The following is a 17,542-nucleotide window of genomic DNA, read 5'->3' on the forward strand; positions in this document are numbered from 1 at the left end:
CGTATAGCATAACGAAGAGCCTTGGTAATGCATTTATCAAGGCTCTTTTTTTTGCTGATTTTGAAGGACCAGCAAACATGCAGGAAGAGTGACTTGTTTGAAGGAAGACATAAAGACTGTTAAAAGCCGTTAAGCTTTGTTGGATTGCACGTATAAGTAAATGTAAAGTGTTAAATTTGTTTTTACCATGAGAAAACTGATTATCCTTCTTCCATTTTTGCTGAGCCTGTTCGCTGTCCGGGGTACAGCACAAGACCTGGCCGATATTGATCCGATTCTAATTCAGCTAAAAGGTCAGGTGTTGAATCGTGACGATGGTTTACCCGTTCCGTACGTGCATGTGGTAAATTTGCGTACTCACGGCGGAACAACCACCAACTCGGAGGGGAAGTTTGTCATGGATATGTTGAATATCGATAGCCTGGCCATTTCAGCCATGGGCTTTATGAAAGAATATGTGCAAGTGCCACCCAAACACCATCCGGACAGCTTGTTTGTCATTTGGGTGCGTCCCCTTCGGTTTGCCATTGGGGAAGTGGAAGTAAAAGGAAAATCGAACAAGGTGAATATGGAAGGAATATCAACCGGGAAGCCCGTTGATATTGATCCGGAGTTGCGTGGCGACGCTTTCAACACCAAGCCTCCCTGGTATGCTGCGGTTTTTTCACCAGCCTCATTTATTCAGTATCATGTCAGCCGGAAAGAGAAGCAAAAGCGACAAGTGCGCAGTGCTATAGTTTCAGAAAAGCGCTGGGAATACCTTTCGCAATACTACAGTAAAGAGATTGTTATGGAGCTGACCGGCCTGGATGAGGCGGAAGCTGATTCTTTCATGATTTATTTCAATTCCAAAGGAATCCTCAATGAGGTAAACAATAATTACCAGGTGCGGGAAGCAATTCTGAATCAATATGAATTGTATAAGCAGGAGCAGGAATAAGACATCCGGTTTTGGTTTTCAGCCTTCAATTTTCAGAATCGGTTTTGGTTTGAACAAACTTAATGGTTCAATCTTACCCTGCGGTGTGTCAATCTGAATTCTTTTTCCGAACTTTGCAGCGATTTAAAACAAGTTATGACAAAGAAATTTAAGTCTGAAGGACACCAGTTTTCGAAAATGAACAAGTCGAATGAGGAACAACAGTTTTCTGAAAAAAGAAAAATAAGTCTTGTTAAAAAGTCCGATCGGGAGATCCGACTGAATAAGTTTATTGCCAATGCAGGTATTTGCTCGCGTCGCGAAGCCGATCAGTTGATTGAAAAAGGAGAGGTGCAGGTTAATGGAGAAGTGATTACTAGCCTGGGTTATAAAGTAACCTCTAAAGATGAGGTGGTTTATAAAGGAAAAGCCATTAGTGCCGAGAAAAAAGTGTATGTGCTTTTAAATAAGCCCAAAGGGTTTGTAACCACCATGGATGATCCGCATGCTGAAAAGATGGTTATTTCGTTGGTGAAAAATGCCTGTAAGGAACGCATTTACCCCGTGGGGCGGCTGGATAAAGACACTACTGGACTGTTGTTGTTTACCAACGATGGCGAGATGACAACCAAATTGACACATCCCAGCTACGAGAAGAAAAAAATCTATCATGTATTTCTGGATAAAGAATTTACTCAGGCCGATATGGATCAGGTGAAAACCGGTATTGAACTGGAAGACGGCTTTATTGCTGCTGATGCCATTAGTTTTGTAGATGAGACAGATAAGCGCCAAGTTGGTATTGAAATTCATTCCGGAAAAAACCGGATTGTTCGTCGGATTTTTGCTCATTTGGGCTATCGCGTATTAAAACTCGACCGGGTAATGTTTGCTGGGTTGACCAAGAAAAGACTGCCTCGTGGCACCTGGCGTTTTTTAACCGAGAAGGAGATTGGCTTTTTAAAAATGAGTTAGTGTAATTTATTCGGGAAGTCCAGACTAATAGCATTGCTTTGGAAAAGGAATTTGTCAAGATCATATCACAAAATCAAGGGATCATCCATAAGGTATGTTCCATTTATTGTGATTCTGAAGAAGATCGTCGCGATTTGTTTCAGGAGATTCTGGCGCAATTGTGGAAGTCTTTTCCTTCTTTTCGAAGCGAAGCCAAATTTTCAACCTGGATGTACCGGGTTGCCCTGAATACTGCCATCACGAGTTTCAAGAAGAATAAACGCCAGCCAGATAAAAGTGCCATTGAAATCGGCAATTTCCAACTGGCTGAGGAAGAGTATGATCATGAAATGGAGGAGCAAATTAAACTTTTGCATCAGGCCATTGCTAACCTCAGCGGCGTCGAAAAGTCCATCGTACTGCTGTATCTTGAGAACAAAAAGTACGAAGAGATTGCTGAAATAACCGGTATTACCCAGAATTATGTGCGCGTGAAAATGAACCGGATTAAAAAGAAGTTGAAAAAATACATGAATAACTGAATTCAGAGTAATGGAACTGAAAGATTTAAAATCGGCATGGAGTAAATTCTCGTCTGATGATGCCAACAAGCATCAGCTGGGGGAACAGGCCATTTATGACTTGCTGAAAAAACGCACGAAAAATTTGATTGAGCGGATCGAGCGTAATATCCGGATCGGTTTTGGTGTGCTCCTTTTCCTGACCTTGTTTTTTGCTTTTGATGACTTCTTTTTCACATCCAATTTTGTGGCAGAATACGAGTTAACTCCACTTTGGATTCAATTGATGGAAGGAATTGGTGTTTTGTGCATTGCAGCTTCATTTGTGTATTTCTGGCTGAGTTATCGGGCGGCAACTAAAAACTACTCGCAAAGCAATGATTTGGCGAAAGTGTTGAAATCCATTATTCACATTCTGTATGCTTATCGCAAGCTTTTTCACCTGGCCTTGGGTATTCTTTTGTTGGTGTTAAGTATCAGTTTCATTACTGGCTTATACAAAGGCATGACCATCAAGGCCCATGAGTTGAGCACAAGCTTGTCAGAGGTGAGCAGCTCGCCTGAAATGATCCAGCGTCTGGTACTGGGGATTGTTATATTATTGCTGGCTGTGTCCCTGTTGTTTTTATTGTTTCACTGGGGCTTCCGAAAACTTTACGGGAATTATATCTTCAAACTAAAAGAAACACAGAAAGAGCTGGATGAAATTGACTAGTTATGCCATGAAAAAAATTGCTTTTTTTTTGACATTGCTTGTTTTTGGCAGCCAGCTGGTTGCTCAAACCTTTACCATTCGGGTTGTTGATGCGGATACCTCGCGTCCGCTTCCTTTTGTCAATGTTCTTTTTGATACCCAAAACCGGGGAACCACAACCAATATCGATGGTTTTTTCAATATGGATGCCCAGGAGACTGACTCTATTGAGTTGAGTTATGTGGGGTATTCCCGAAAGAAGCTGGCGGTGCAGCATCTGCAGGATGGCGACCGGATTGCTTTAGAGACCGCAGCCATTGCGCTGGAGCAGGTGGAAGTAGTTCCGGGTGAAAATCCGGTGGATCGGATTATGAAAAAGGTCGTGGAAAACCGTGAGCTTCATCGTCCCAAAAACCTCGATTCGTATTATTATCAATCGTATAATAAGATGACGTTCTCTTTAACCGATGAGACCCGAACCCGGTTTTTGGAGTCATTGGGAGAGAACCCCGACTCGAGTCAGTTGAAGTTAAAACGCTTTGTCGACCAGCAAGATCTTTTCTTGTTGGAGTCGGTTAGCGAAAAAGCCTATCGGAAACCGCAAAAGGAAAAGGAAGTGATTATTGCCAGCCGGGTTTCAGGCCTGGAAGACCCGTCTTTTTTTCTGCTGGCCACTCAACTGCAATCCTTCACCTTTTACCAGGATTACATCAAACTGTTTGAAAAACAATTTTTGAGTCCGGTATCTCCCAATTCATGGAACAAGTACCTGTTTATTTTAGAAGAAACCTTGTTTACGCCCAACGGGGACAGTTTGTTTGTTATTCGTTTTTATCCTCGGAAAAACAAAAATTTTGAAGGGCTGAAAGGGGTGCTGAAGATCAGTTCTGATGGCTACGCTATTGAGTCATTGCGGGTGCAAGCAGCTGATCAAATGAACAAACGGATGGTACTTTCGATCGAACAAGTCTATGATCAGCTGCCTTCCGGGCATTGGTTCCCGAAAGCACTGAACTCTGAAATTTCGTTTGCTCAGTTGAATCTTCCAGGAATCAACTTTCCGGACAATTCACTTACGGTGCGGGCTTTGGGAAAAACCTATTTTAGTAAACGGGTGGTCAATGTTCCGTTGGAAAAGGAAAAGCTGCAAGGACCGCAATTAAGTGTTTCTCCTTCGGCCACGCAGCAGTCGGATTCCAACTGGGAAGCATTGCGGTCGGTGCCTTTGTCGCACAAGGACTCGCTCATCTACCAGTTTGTGGATAGCTTAGGGCAGCAAGTTCACTTTGATGCCAAGATGAATGCCATTGAGTCGCTGGCTGGTTGGCGCGTGCCGCTTTGGCCGGTCGATCTTCTGCTGGACCGGGTGGCTGGGTTTAATCACTTGGAAGGCTTGCATTTGGGGCTGGCTCTGGAAACCAACCCCAGCTTCAGCGAACGCTTACTGTTGGGGGGCTACTGGCGATACGGGTTGAAGGATAAGGTCAATAAGTATGGTGCCAACCTGGGATTTAAGGTGGATAAAGAAAGTGCGACCAAATTGTTTGTGCTTTATGAAAATGATTTGCGGGAGAATGGGGCCATTCAATTTTTGGAGCAAAAGGAGCCATTTATTTCCAGGCAATTGGAGGCCTGGTACCGGACGAACTTCTCTTACCATCAGCTTTATCAGGCGGGGGTGGAAGGACGGTTATTTCCTTCATTGCTAGCCAGGGCGTATTGGAAAAATTACCAAATCATGGATCCGTGGTTGATTGACGGAAACCAAAGTTTGCAGGCATTGACCTATAACAAATTAGGCGTTCAGTTTCGCTTAACTTTTAAGGAACGCCTGTTTCGACGACGGGGTGAAATATACTCTTTGGGAGGCCGTTACCCGGTATTGCACTTTAACTACGAACGGGCGGTGCGAACCAGCTCCGATCGAGCCTATAGTGCCATCGAATTTAAACTATCTGATTCGTACCAGTTACGAAATTTGGGCGAAAGCGAATTTACCTTGCTCGGATCGTTGCGCGAGGCGGGGGGCGTGGTGAATTTGCTGAGTAGTCCGCCAGCGTCGCGACCGCAGCTGTTTTCATTCTACAGTAAAAGTTCTTTTTCAACCATGCGCATCAACGAATTTTTTACCGATGAGCTGCTCGCTTTTTTTTGGCGGCATAATTTCGGCTCTTTACTCTTTCGGTACAAAAAAGTGCGCCCCGACATTTTACTGGCCTTCAACGCAGGCATTGGAAGCACAGCTTATGACTTTCAGGATGGTTTTGCTTCGCGTTATCCATCTATTAACAAAGGGTATTACGAAGGTGGGATATTGGTTTCGAAATTAGTTAAATTTGGATTCTTCACCTTCGGAACCGGTGCTTTTTATCGGTTTGGACCCTATCGACTGGATTCGTTCCAAAAGAACTTAGCGTTAAAATTTACGATTGATTTAGCAATTTAATCAAAATTAAAGGCTTGATTTATAACTGCTAAAAGGATATTGTTATCTTTGCCCAGCTTTTTAAAATGGAGATCACATAAATGACACATAAATCAGGATTTGTAAATATTATTGGGAACCCGAATGTCGGGAAATCAACCATCATGAATGCCTTGGTCGGCGAGCGTTTGTCAATCATTACCAAAAAGATGCAGACCACGCGTCACCGGATTAAAGGGATTGTGAGCGGAGAAGATTTTCAGATTGTGTATTCCGACACCCCTGGAATTCTAAAACCCAATTACAAGCTTCAGGAATCGATGATGAAGTTTGTCAACACCGCTTTGATTGATGCTGATGTCATTTTGTATGTGACAGACGTGGTGGAAAAGGCGGATAAAAATGAGGAATACCTTGAAAAAATCCGGAAATCGAATGCTCCGGTGATTGTGTTGATTAATAAAATTGACTTGTCGAACCAGGGAGAGGTGATGAAGCAGTACGAGTACTGGAAAGATTTGCTGCCAGCTGCTGATGTATTTGCTATTTCAGCCACGGAGCGATTTAATATCGGACCTATTTTTGACCGTATTCTGGAGTTGTTGCCCGAGGCACCTCCTTACTTCCCAAAAGATGAATTAACTGACCGGAACGATCGCTTCTTTGTGTCGGAAATCATCCGGGAGAAAATATTGCTTTACTATCAGAAAGAGGTTCCTTACTCAGTAGAGGTTGAGGTTGAGGAGTTTAAGGAGGATGAGAAGCTGCTAAGCTTGCGTTGTGTGATCAACGTGGCGCGCGACAGCCAAAAAGGAATCATTATTGGCCATCAGGGAGCTGCCTTGAAGAAGGTGGGGACCCAGGCTCGAAAAGATCTGGAAGAGTTCTTTCAGAAAAAGGTATTTATGCAATTGTATGTAAAAGTTGCAAAAGACTGGCGTGATAAGGACCGGATGTTGGGGAACTTCGGATATGATTTCCAATAGTCGAATTTGCCCCATCGAAATTGAAAAAGAAATCCGGGTTGCCGGAACAGAAAAAGGAATTGAATAGAAATGAGTAATATAGTTGCTATTGTAGGAAGGCCCAATGTTGGGAAATCAACCTTGTTTAATCGTTTGGTTGAAAGAAGAAAAGCCATTGTTGATGGGGTTTCAGGGGTAACCCGTGACCGGAATTATGGAAAATCAACCTGGAATGGGAAAGATTTTTCGGTGATTGATACGGGAGGTTACGTCAAAAACTCGGATGATATTTTTGAAGAAGAAATCCGGAAACAAGTTCATCTGGCCATTGACGAGGCCGATGTCATCGTTTTTGCTGTCGATGTAGAAGGAGGAATTACGGATTTGGACGAAGAGGTGGCTCACATCTTACGTCGTTCTGAAAAACCGGTTTTCCTGGCCGTCAACAAAGTGGATAATAACGAGCGTATTTTGGATGCCCAGGAGTTTTATGGCCTTGGCCTTGGTGAATTGTACTGTATTTCGGCCATGACCGGAAGTGGAACCGGTGATCTGCTGGATGCTGTGGTGAGTAGTTTTAGCAAAGATACAGTGATAGAAACTGAAGATGGCGTTCCACGTTTTGCGGTGGTTGGTCGTCCGAATGTGGGCAAATCATCGTTTATTAATGCGCTAACCGGAGTTGACCGGAATATTGTTACAGATGTAGCCGGAACAACGCGTGATTCTATCAATACGCGTTACACCAAGTATGGGCATGATTTTTACCTGGTGGATACGGCTGGTTTGCGTAAAAAAGCCAAAGTACATGAAGACCTGGAGTTTTACTCGGTTCTTCGGTCAGTTCGTTCGATCGAGGATTCGGATGTGTGCATGTTATTGATTGATGCAACACGAGGAGTCGAAAGCCAGGATGTTAATATCTTCAACCTGATGATTCGCAATAAAAAGGGTGTGGTCATTTTGGTGAATAAGTGGGATTTAATTGAGAAGGACAATGCCTCGGTGAAGAAATTTACCGAGCAGATTCACGAGCGTATTGCTCCTTTTGTTGATGTGCCGATTGTGTTTATGTCTGCCCTGACCAAACAGCGTATTTTCAAAGCACTGGAACTGGCTATTGAGGTTTACGAAAATCGTCAGCAGAAACTGAAAACATCGAAGTTGAATGAAGTATTGCTGGAAGCCATTGAGCGGTATCCGCCGCCATCCATCAAAGGGAAATACATTAAGATTAAATATGTGACGCAGTTGCCAAGTCCAACGCCATCGTTTGCCTTGTTTGCCAACTTGCCACAGTACATTAAAGATCCTTACCGGCGCTACATTGAAAACCAGCTTCGCGAGAATTTTAACTTTTCAGGAGTGCCACTTCAGATTTTCTTCAGAAAGAAATAAGAAGTTACCGCATCAAAAAAAGCGCCTGTTCATTGATTTTGAACAGGCGCTTTTTCTTTATGAGTTACTGAAATGGTTACTTCGAATCATTTTTGTAATTTCCGGTCAGTACGCCGGCAACACTCCAGTGGCTAAAGCTGCTGCCTTCATCTGCCCCCTGGTCAATAACCACTTTTATGGTGTGTTTGCCAGGAGCAAAGTTTGGTAAAGGAATCAGATCGGGCGGGGTTAAAGTTGCCGGGCACCAGTTTGATCGGCTCAAGTCGCTTGATGATAGTCCATTGCCGAAGTTCCCTGAGGCTGGGTTCAAGAAGCGGTAAGTGGCACAATCGGTCCGCCATGGCACGACGTTGTAAATGGGTTCGTCATCAATAAAAACCTCATTGAGTTTGGGGTTGAACTCATCGCCACCGCCCCAGCCACCGTGACCGGTACTGGTGTAAAGCAGTTGCACGTTTTCTACATTTTCGGGAACTTCAAACTCCACGGTAAGTGTGTCGTTTCGGAACAAGCGACCATAGTTTTGCCCCGACATTTCCATGATATTCACCGAGTAAAATAAGGGCTGAATGTATTTTTTTGCTGGTGCTTCTTTTTCAAATCCCGGATAAAAATCCAGTTCCAGGTCGACCTTGTGTCCACCCTTATCGTAGTTGCCGATAAACACACCGACCCAAATCTCCTCATCGTCATTCGGAATTAGCGGAGTCACTTCTTGTTTGTAGGTCGCTTTAAAGGCCCACGGGTAGTTGTTAATTTCCCGCAGTTTGTTAAAATGACCGACGCCAAATGACGTGAAGAAACGCATGATTTCAACGGGGCTGTCGTAATTTGTTGTGCTGGTGATGCCTTGGTATTCCGCTCCATTGTTGTCGGTGAAAACCGGAAGTTCATCCAGACCATTTTGCAAGGCAGCCAGAATGGTCTTTTTGTTGTGCGAAGCCGGCAATACAAAAATAGAGCCGGTGCGGTCATAGGCATCCCCGTTGGACCAGCTGGTCAGCTTGGCAAAAAACTGGCCTCCGGCTTTCCAGCTTTCAGGAAGCGTAACTTTCTTCATAATCACACTGCCTTTTGAGAAGCGGTACGTGCGATTCGACTCCAGCGTTTGCCCTTCATAGGTTTCTGGCAGGTTTTCAAAATTGATGATTTCATCTTCAAATACGGGGAGCACGGTATAGCGCGATTTAATTTTCAATTCTTCCAGCTCAGCAACTGTTACTTCTGTTGCTTCTTCCAACGGATAGGCTGGAATGGAGTCGGCAGCCAGCTTGTCAATAGACTTGGCCACTAAGGTCCGGTTGCCATTGATGGTTACTTTCAGTACCAACGAATTGCTGTCGGGCAAATAGCCTTGGTAAGGCGAGCCTTTTGCCCCGGTTTGGTCTGTATACCAAAGTTCAATGGTATTTGAAAATGAAGACAGTTTGGCGTACTGGCACTTATAGCCGAGTATGGTCTCTTCTTTGTCTCCCAATTGGGGTTGCGGAAGGGCATCAAAAGCAGTTAAGGTTTTAAAGAGTTCATCTTCGTAGTTGAGGATGGTTACTGTTTGCTGTGTGCCATAGTCGATATAGCTGCGAATTTTATCGCCATTTTCTGAAAGGTAAGCGACTTGATTGGCGTATTTCACCTTCATGCTTCTTCCCGGAACTTCTGCTCCGTTGCGAATGGAGACGTAATTAATGCTGTAGGCAGCTTCTTTTTTGTGCTTTCTTCCGTAGCTGGGAGGTGCAACAAAAAGAAGCAAAACAAAAACGGATGTAATCAATGATCTCATTGGTGTTGAATGACTTTAGTTAAGAAATAAAAGAAAGCCGATGCACATATTGGGCCAGGCATCGGCTGGTAGCAGGGCATTTTTTTGCCCGCAAGCCTCAAAAATAATCAATCTCTGCAAGCTGACCTTGTTTATTTCAGAGATTTGGGGCTGAGATCTTCAGAAATTTAATCTTGCAAGAACTGGTTTAAAAGTCCACCGGATTCTTTGCGTTGATTTCCTCCTCGAGGCGACAACTCAGCAATAAGTTTGCGGATGGGCATGGATTGCAACCAGACTTTTCCGGTTCCTCTCAGGGTAGCCAGAAAAAGCCCTTCGCCACCGAAAACCATCGAGCGTAAGCCGCCGGATTGTTCTACGCTGAAATCGATGGAGGGTTCGTAAGCAACAATACAGCCGGTGTCAACACGCAAAACTTCGTTGTTTAGTTGCCGTTCAATAACTGTACCTCCGGCATGGATGAACGCGTTACCGTCACCATGCAGTTCCTGCATGATAAATCCTTCACCTCCAAAGAAACCGGCACCTAGCCGTCGGTTAAAGGTGATGCTGATTTTGGTGCCTAAGGCGGCACATAAAAAGGCATCTTTTTGTACAATGATCCGACCACCCATTTGCCCCAGTTTCAAGGGAATGATGGTTCCCGGATAAGGAGCCGAAAAGGCAACGTGTTTTTTGCCCCAACCTTGGTTTGAAAAGTGAGTCAGGAAAAGAGATTCGCCGGTGATAATGCGTGATCCGGCAGATAGAATTTTATCGAAAAATCCGGCCCGGGGATTTGAACCATCTCCAAGTTTGGCTTCGAAGCTAATGCCGTCTTCCATGTAAATCATCGCGCCGGCTTCGGCAATGACTGTTTCTCCCGGATCAAGTTCAACTTCAACTAACTGGACATCGTGACCAATAATTTTGTAATCAATTTCGTGTGACTGCATAGGAGTAGGAAATTTTAATTATTCAGAAACCTAAAATTACAAATTGCCGCGAAAGCGTCAGCAGCTTTTCGATAAAATGGCGATTTTTCAGGGTAAACTAATCTTCCTGTGCTTTCTGGTGTGCCTCGTTTATGCTGGCATTCAGCTCAAAGCCGATGAGCAGAATAAGCGACATGAGGTAGAAGAGCAGCAGGAGAACCAACAGGGTGCCAATGGAGCCATACAGTTTGTTGTATTGCCCGAAGTTGGTAATGTAGTAGCTGAACCCAACCATGGTAATGATGCTTAGTATAGTGGCCAGCGTGCCTCCGGGAGAGATAAAGCGCCAGCGGGTTTTCTTGGCCGGCGCAAAATAATAGAGAAAGGCGAAGGTAAAGAAAAACAGAACCACGGTAATGATCCATTTCCCGAAAGTAAGCAGGTAATAGGTGAAATTATCACGCAGCAAGTCGTGATCAGCCAAGTAGTTAATGGCAAACTGCCCGCCGGTAATCAGGGCAATGCTGAGCGTAATGAGGATGGACAGGATAAAAAGCAACAAAATGGCGATGAGCCGCTGCCCAAGCCAGCTTCGGCGCTTGAAGGTATGTAAAGAAGCATCAAATGCACTCATCATACTGGCCAAGCCATTGGTTGAGAAAATGAGCGCCATGAAGAAACCCAAAGAAAGCAAGTCTCCCCGTTGACGGGTTAAGATGTCCTGAATGGTTTTTTCAACCATCGCAAATGCTTCTGGTGGAAGAAGTTCCTGGATTAATAGGAACAGCTCGACCTGAAAGTTTTTGATGGGGATGTAAGGAATCAGGGTAAACAAGAAAATGATGGCTGGAAAAAGCGCCAGAAAAAAGCTGAACGCAATGGCTGAGGCCCGGGTGGTAATCGATCCCTGAACGATGCTTTTGTAAAAAAACAGACCAACATCGTAGATTGCGACCTCGTCAAAGCCGGGAAAACTAATTTTTCTTGCCCAAATTAATAATTTTAGGGAGAAACGCTTAATCTTATGGCTTCGTTTGCTGAGTACCATTCAGCTTACTGTTTTTCAATTCGTAACTGGTGAATATAGGCTTTCTGACCTTTTTCCTTCAATAAAAAATAAACTCGAAAAACGCCTTGTTTAGTCGTCAGGTTACCAATGGCATAACGTGCACCTTCTTTACCTCCCTGATGAATAATGGCAAAACGCTGGGGCGTATTGGTACTGAAAAAAGAGGCCACAATTTGTTTCGCCTGCTCTTTGCTGTATACATTATCCTTATCCAGAACCACCAATTCAATATTTTGATTGAAATAGTTGGATAAGGTAGAGGCATCTCCGGTTTTGAGGCTTAAGATAACTTCATCCGGAACCTGTGCCATACTTCCGATGGAGATAAAGAAAAATACGAGTGCCGAAATTAAGGTTTTAATCCTTTGATTTTTCATCTTTTAGTTGTTTAAAAACCCTGTTAGTCTGCATAAATTATACCAAAAAACAATAAGTATGCAACAGGATACATAACTTTGTAAAGTTAACAATTTTCAGTTTACAACCTTTGATTGCGTTAAGGATGATTTTTAGCTCCTGAAAAGGTACTTACTTTTCAGATAGAATGCTGATATTTATCGTTAACAATTCAAGATAGTTATAAAATAACGTAAGCTAGTTTGCGTTACCTAAATTTTTGGCGGTGAAGATAAAATTGCTTGTGATAGGAAAAACAGATCAAAAGTATTTGCAGGAGGGACTGGCGGATTACCACAAACGCATTCCGCACTACCTCCCCTTTGAATTCACGGTTATTCCGGATTTGAAAAACACGCGGAAGCTTTCCGAAGATCAGCAAAAGGAGAAAGAAGGAGAATTGATTTTGGCGCAGGTAAAGGCTGGCGATGAGCTGGTTTTGCTGGATGAACGGGGGCAAACGTTTCGGTCGACAGAATTTGCACGGTTTTTGGAGAAGAAGATGCTCGGTGGTTTAAAGAACCTGATTTTTGTTATTGGAGGGCCTTATGGCTTTTCCGAAGCCGTTTACCAGCGGGCAACAGGCAAGGTGAGTTTGTCGAAAATGACTTTTTCGCACCAGTTGATTCGGCTGATTTTTAGTGAGCAGCTTTACCGGGCCTTAACTATTTTGAAGGGCGAACCTTACCACCACGAATAATAGACCTTAATCCAATGTATGGAAGAATTCAAAAAATACGGTTTACTAATCCTTTCTTTGTGCTTATTTGTTTTTGCATTTCTGCTTGAGAACCATACGTTGAAAGACCGTCCGGAAGTCGGCTTGGTTGAAACTTTTGAAGTGCAGTTGTTGGAGCAAAAGCAAGCTTTAAACGGGCTGCTTGATGAAATTGAGCAGCGCATGACCGAGGCTGATTTTGATGAAAACTTTGTTGCTGAATTTTTTCCTTACTCTAGCTTATATCGGGATCAGGGATTGGGGTTTGTGCTGTTGGATGGCAATGAAATTCTTTATTGGTCGCACAATCACTTTGCGTTTTCCAGTCGCTTTTCAAGCAAAATGGCGGCTCAGGAACTGTTGGCCTTGCCCAACGGTACCTACTTTGGTCTTAACCGGAAAGTGGATTCGCTAAACCTGATTGGGTTAATTCATATTAAAGATATCTACAGCATAGAGAACCAGTTTATTCGGAATGAATTTGTTGAGCCTTTTGTGCTGCCGGATAACTTTGTGATTCAGCGTGAAAAATCGGCTTACAACCTTTCGGTGCGGGACGAAGAAGGCAATTATTTATTTTCAATTTTACCCACCGGCAAATTTAAGTGCACCAAGGCACAGCTTTATGCGCCTGCGGCCGTGTTTATTGTGGCATTTTTAATCCTTCTGGGTTTTATCCGGCAGCGGGTGAGGCACTACCGGTATGAGAATTTTCTAACGCGGGTTATTGTGCTGGGGCTTTCTCTGCTGGGTTTTTACTGGTTTCATGTGTTGTTCCGTTTGCCGCAGTTGGCTTACGCTTTCGACTTGTTTGGACCGGCGCTTTATGCCTATTCCTTTTGGCTTCCTTCGTTGGGCGACTTGTTGTTACTGGCGGTTTTATTCTTCTTTTGGTGTTTCAATTATGTGAAAGATTTTGCTTATTCCAAAGGGGCTGGTAAAGGAGAGCTTTGGGGAGCTTACCTGTTTAGCTTGCTGGTTTACCTGTTGGCCAACTATTTCATTGGAAACCTGATTCGAAACAGCAGTATTTCCTTTCAGCTAAACCGAATTGATGACATTGATTTTTACAGTGTCGTTGGTTTTGTCATTATTGCCCTGTTTTTTTTCTCTGCTTTTCTCATCAACTTGAAGACGGTTGAGTTGAGCGAGCGTTACCTTTCCAGGAAGCGATTCCTGAAAAGCCATTTGGTGCTGATTCTGATTTTTGGAGGACTTGCCATTGTGGTGAAAAATAGCTACTTGTACATGGTATGCTTGTTTTTGCTGACAAATTTTTCGGTTTTTGCCCTACAGAACACCCAGTTTAAAAGGCATTCTCTATCGTACATCATCTACTTTGTGTCGCTATTTGCCCTTTTTACTTTAGTTGATATCCAGTACTATAACCAACTCAGGACAGTCGAAAGTCAAAAGCTGATGACGGTGACCCTGAACTCGGAACATGATCCGGCTGCAGAGATTTTCCTGACGGATATTCAACGCGAACTCAGTGTCGATTCGGTTATTCCGTATTTATTGTCCACCACTTATCAGGAGCTGGAAAGCTACCTGGAACGGCAGTATTTTGGTGGCTATTTTCGGAAGTACGATTTGAAAATTATTCTCTGTAGCGGTTCCGACAGCCTGCTGGTTGAGCCGGATAACCGTTGGGTGCCTTGCTTTCCGTTTTTTGAAGAGATGATTGATGAATCGGGAACCCAAATTCCGGGGACCAACTTTTACTTTATGGATAACTTGAATGGCCGAATTTCTTACATGGGACGAATTTTTTATCCGCTCTCAGCCGATTCATTAGGGACCTCGGTCTTTTTTGAGCTGAATTCGCGTCTGTTGCCGGAAGGCTCAGGTTTTCCCGAGTTATTGCTCGACCAGTCGATGGCTAAACCCAAGCGCTATCAGCATTTTTCGTATGCCAAGTATTTTGACAACGAGTTGGTTACCTTAAGTGGTGACTATCAGTATAATTACTACATCGACTCCTACAATATTCAGAATGACAGCGCTGAGTTTCTGCTTGAACGTTGGGATGGGTACGATCATTTAATTCACATCTTGGGGCACAACAATTACATCATTGCCAGTAGTAAGTCCTTTCGAATGAAGGATTATCTGATTTCATTCCCTTACCTCTTTGTGTTCTATTTCGTTTTTATTTTGGTAATTGTTTTTGCCGGCAATCCGCAGTACCGGAAAAAGGCCATGTTTTATGACTTGAAGTTTAAAATACAGGCGGCCATTATTGCGGTGGTACTCAGTTCACTTTTCTTTGTGGCTGCCGGTACCATTTATTACAACATTCAGGAGTATGAAAACAGGCACCAGGATGACCTGAATGAAAAAATGAACTCCATTGCCGAGGAAGTTAAGATGCGGATGGGCGATGTAAATGAGCTCACACCCGATTTGATCGATTGGCTTTGGAATGAACTGAATAAGCTATCCATTGTTTTTCGAACGGATATTAATATTTTCGGACTGGATGGCGAGTTGATCGCTTCTTCGCGCCCGGAAATCTTTTTAAGAGGGATTATTTCGAATCGGATGAATTCTGAGGCTTATTACGAGTTGATTGAAAATTACCAGGTGAGTTATTCACAACCCGAGCGGATTGGCGAGCTGTCTTACTTGTCGGTTTATGAGCCCATCATCAACGATATGGGCGATTATCTGGGGTTCATTAACTTACCGTACTTTACGCGTGGGGATGAACTGAAGCAAGAGATTTCCACGTTTATCGTGGCTTTTATCAACCTGTATGTCTTTCTGTTTCTGGCCAGTGTGATTGTGGCCGTCTTGCTGGCCAATCAAATAACCCGGCCCTTAAGTTTGGTTAGGGAGAAGTTGAAGGGAATTCAGCTGGTTAAAAAGAATGAGCAAATCAGCTATCAGCGCGATGATGAAATTGGCGCCTTAATTAAAGAATATAACCGCAAGGTGGAAGAGCTGGCCGAAAGTGCCGAGCTGTTAGCCCGTACGGAGCGGGAACTAGCCTGGCGTGAAATGGCGAAGCAGGTAGCCCATGAAATTAAAAATCCGCTAACTCCCATGAAGCTCAATATTCAATACTTGCAGCGGGCCAAAAAGGAAAAGGCGGATCACTTTGATGATTACTTCGACCGGGTTACGCGAACGTTGATTGAACAGATTGACACCTTGTCGGAGATAGCCACCGAATTCTCCAACTTTGCCAAAATTCCGAAAGCCCGAAATGAGGTGTTTAACCTGGCGAGCCAGCTAACAAAAGTTGTAGAACTGTTTGAGTCGAGTACACACATGGAGTTGACGGTGAACCTGAATGGGCAGGAAGAGTTGTTGGTTCACGCTGATCATGAGCAAATTTCACGGGCTTTTGTTAATCTGATTAAGAATGCCATTCAATCCATTCCACAAAACCGAAGTGGCAAGGTGCAGGTGGTATTAACAGAAAAGGATGGATTTGCCCGCGTGGCTGTGAAAGATAACGGAACCGGAATTCCGGAAGCTATTCGTCAGCAAATGTTTCAACCGAATTTTACTACGAAAAGCAGCGGAATGGGCTTGGGACTGGCTATTGTGAAAAAGATTATTGAAAATGCACGAGGCAGCATCTGGTTTGAAACGGAGATGGATCAAGGCACGACATTTTATGTTGAGCTTCCTGTTTATAAGTAAAACATAGGTGCTCGTTTTAATGTTGAAGGACTTGCTGTTAAAGCGTTGGTCGGATTAATAATCCGAGTCGCTCTAACTTTTCAGAAGCTGCCATGCCATTGGGGTTGCAGCCGGGTAAACCTTCCGGAATGTCCATGCTGAGTTTTTCGTAATGCGCTACCCATGCCGGACTAAAAGTGCTGGTTGCAGGATTTTTGAACGTCATTGGATTTAACACAAAAATGCTGTCTTCTTCAAAACCCCGGTAGATAAACTCAGAGCAATAATGACTGGTGTCTGAAAGTACGTAGCTGAAGTTGTATGGCTTGCCCAGCAGGTTTTTTGCTTTGGCAATGGCAGGTGCAATAGCTTTCTGAAATGCCGGCTTTAGACGGTAAACGGTAACTTGGGTCGAATCTCCATTCGGATGTAAAAACTGATCCAATGTAACCTGGCAGGTACCTCCCTCGGCACTGGCATGGAGCACATACACCGCGTCATTTTCAAGGATAGCCATTCCCACATGCGAGAAGTGGGTTTGTTTATGCGTTTGGGTGACTTGATCGATGGCTTCTGACAGGCGGCCTGAAACCGGTTCGGAGAATAGTAGATCGCCATTTTGCAGTTTTCCTGCATCGATTTGCTGCGCGTTTAAACTCAGTCCAAGCATAAAAAAAGCCATGAGTAGTCGGTATTTTTTTCGAGTGAATTTCATGTGTTTGTCTATTAGAAATCAATTTTGCCGCGTCGCTTTTTCTTTTCGCCCATTTGTTTTTTGGCTGTTATGCGTTTCTCTACTGAGCTTCGTGTCGGACGGGTTGGCCTTCGTTTTTTCACCGGCTGAAGGGTTTTTTGGAGCAGGGCATAAAATTTTTCTACCGTAATTTCCTTGTTTCGGATCTGCGAGCGTTCTTCTTGACTAACAATCAGTAAGTCTCCTTCCGAAGTTAACTTGTTGGCCAGTTTTTGAAGGAGAAGCTCTTTTTGCCGCTCGCTTAATAGCTGCGAGGCAGGAACATTAAAGCGCAGTTCAACCCGCGAATCCACTTTGTTCACATGTTGTCCGCCAGCTCCACTGCTGCGCGAAGTTCGAAACGCAAACTCGCTGCTTAAATCTGGAATATGAACGGATGCTTTGTTCATGGATTGGACTTTA

General features: G+C 43.8%; 15 protein-coding genes. 9 read left to right on the top strand and 6 right to left on the bottom strand.

The annotated features are described in order from the left end of the window. Positions 1-187: 187 nt before the first annotated feature. From ACRD6K_RS17285 to der, 7 genes are all read left to right on the top strand, one after another. A complete protein-coding gene (locus ACRD6K_RS17285; RefSeq protein ID WP_299583256.1) occupies positions 188-940 on the top strand; it encodes a carboxypeptidase-like regulatory domain-containing protein in 753 nt (250 codons plus the stop codon). 135 nt (positions 941-1,075) lie between these two features. Continuing rightward, positions 1,076-1,894, top strand: coding sequence for a pseudouridine synthase (locus ACRD6K_RS17290; protein WP_299583253.1), 819 nt, complete (start codon positions 1,076-1,078; stop codon positions 1,892-1,894). A 38-nt stretch (positions 1,895-1,932) separates the two neighbouring features. Continuing rightward, positions 1,933-2,415: an RNA polymerase sigma factor gene (locus tag ACRD6K_RS17295; protein ID WP_299583249.1), complete on the top strand. Its 483-nt coding sequence runs from the start codon at positions 1,933-1,935 to the stop codon at positions 2,413-2,415. A 10-nt stretch (positions 2,416-2,425) separates the two neighbouring features. Beyond that, positions 2,426-3,109 (top strand): hypothetical protein, encoded by a 684-nt coding sequence (locus tag ACRD6K_RS17300; protein WP_430974299.1) that lies wholly within the window; start codon positions 2,426-2,428, stop codon positions 3,107-3,109. Continuing rightward, positions 3,096-5,534, top strand: coding sequence for a DUF5686 family protein (locus ACRD6K_RS17305; RefSeq protein ID WP_430974300.1), 2,439 nt, complete (start codon positions 3,096-3,098; stop codon positions 5,532-5,534). Before ACRD6K_RS17300 ends, ACRD6K_RS17305 begins: the two co-directional genes overlap by 14 nt. Before the next feature lie 80 nt (positions 5,535-5,614). Beyond that, positions 5,615-6,499, top strand: a complete 885-nt coding sequence (gene era, locus ACRD6K_RS17310) for a GTPase Era (protein WP_430974301.1) — start codon at positions 5,615-5,617, stop codon at positions 6,497-6,499. A 69-nt stretch (positions 6,500-6,568) separates the two neighbouring features. Then, a complete protein-coding gene (gene der / locus ACRD6K_RS17315) occupies positions 6,569-7,876 on the top strand; it encodes a ribosome biogenesis GTPase Der (RefSeq protein ID WP_299583237.1) in 1,308 nt (435 codons plus the stop codon). A gap of 76 nt (positions 7,877-7,952) precedes the next feature. Here der and ACRD6K_RS17320 read toward each other — a convergent pair whose 3' ends face one another. The 4 genes from ACRD6K_RS17320 to ACRD6K_RS17335 all read right to left on the bottom strand — a co-directional run bounded on the left by ACRD6K_RS17320 (position 7,953) and on the right by ACRD6K_RS17335 (position 12,016). After that, positions 7,953-9,656, bottom strand: coding sequence for a PNGase F N-terminal domain-containing protein (locus tag ACRD6K_RS17320; RefSeq protein WP_430974302.1), 1,704 nt, complete (start codon positions 9,654-9,656; stop codon positions 7,953-7,955). Positions 9,657-9,823: 167 nt separating this feature from the next. After that, on the bottom strand, positions 9,824-10,591 hold the full coding sequence (locus ACRD6K_RS17325) for a TIGR00266 family protein (RefSeq protein ID WP_299583231.1): 768 nt from the start codon (positions 10,589-10,591) through the stop codon (positions 9,824-9,826). 97 nt (positions 10,592-10,688) lie between these two features. Further along, positions 10,689-11,618 carry a YihY/virulence factor BrkB family protein gene (locus ACRD6K_RS17330; RefSeq protein WP_299583228.1) on the bottom strand — a complete coding sequence of 310 codons (930 nt, stop codon included), beginning with the start codon at positions 11,616-11,618 and terminating at the stop codon, positions 10,689-10,691. Between the two features lie 5 nt (positions 11,619-11,623). After that, positions 11,624-12,016 (bottom strand): DUF4783 domain-containing protein, encoded by a 393-nt coding sequence (locus tag ACRD6K_RS17335; protein WP_299583225.1) that lies wholly within the window; start codon positions 12,014-12,016, stop codon positions 11,624-11,626. Between the two features lie 245 nt (positions 12,017-12,261). Between ACRD6K_RS17335 and rlmH the strand changes: the two genes are divergently transcribed. Continuing rightward, positions 12,262-12,735, top strand: a complete 474-nt coding sequence (gene rlmH, locus ACRD6K_RS17340; protein ID WP_430974303.1) for a 23S rRNA (pseudouridine(1915)-N(3))-methyltransferase RlmH — start codon at positions 12,262-12,264, stop codon at positions 12,733-12,735. Positions 12,736-12,753: 18 nt separating this feature from the next. After that, on the top strand, positions 12,754-16,407 hold the full coding sequence (locus ACRD6K_RS17345) for a sensor histidine kinase (protein WP_430974304.1): 3,654 nt from the start codon (positions 12,754-12,756) through the stop codon (positions 16,405-16,407). Between the two features lie 37 nt (positions 16,408-16,444). Here ACRD6K_RS17345 and ACRD6K_RS17350 read toward each other — a convergent pair whose 3' ends face one another. Then, on the bottom strand, positions 16,445-17,101 hold the full coding sequence (locus ACRD6K_RS17350; RefSeq protein ID WP_430974305.1) for a YiiX/YebB-like N1pC/P60 family cysteine hydrolase: 657 nt from the start codon (positions 17,099-17,101) through the stop codon (positions 16,445-16,447). An 11-nt stretch (positions 17,102-17,112) separates the two neighbouring features. After that, the gene (arfB, locus tag ACRD6K_RS17355) at positions 17,113-17,529 is read right to left on the bottom strand and encodes an alternative ribosome rescue aminoacyl-tRNA hydrolase ArfB (RefSeq protein WP_299583213.1); all 417 of its coding nucleotides are present in this window, start codon (positions 17,527-17,529) and stop codon (positions 17,113-17,115) included. Positions 17,530-17,542: the final 13 nt, after the last annotated feature.

This window comes from Sunxiuqinia rutila (assembly GCF_050589705.1).
Lineage (GTDB): Bacteria > Bacteroidota > Bacteroidia > Bacteroidales > Prolixibacteraceae > Sunxiuqinia > Sunxiuqinia rutila.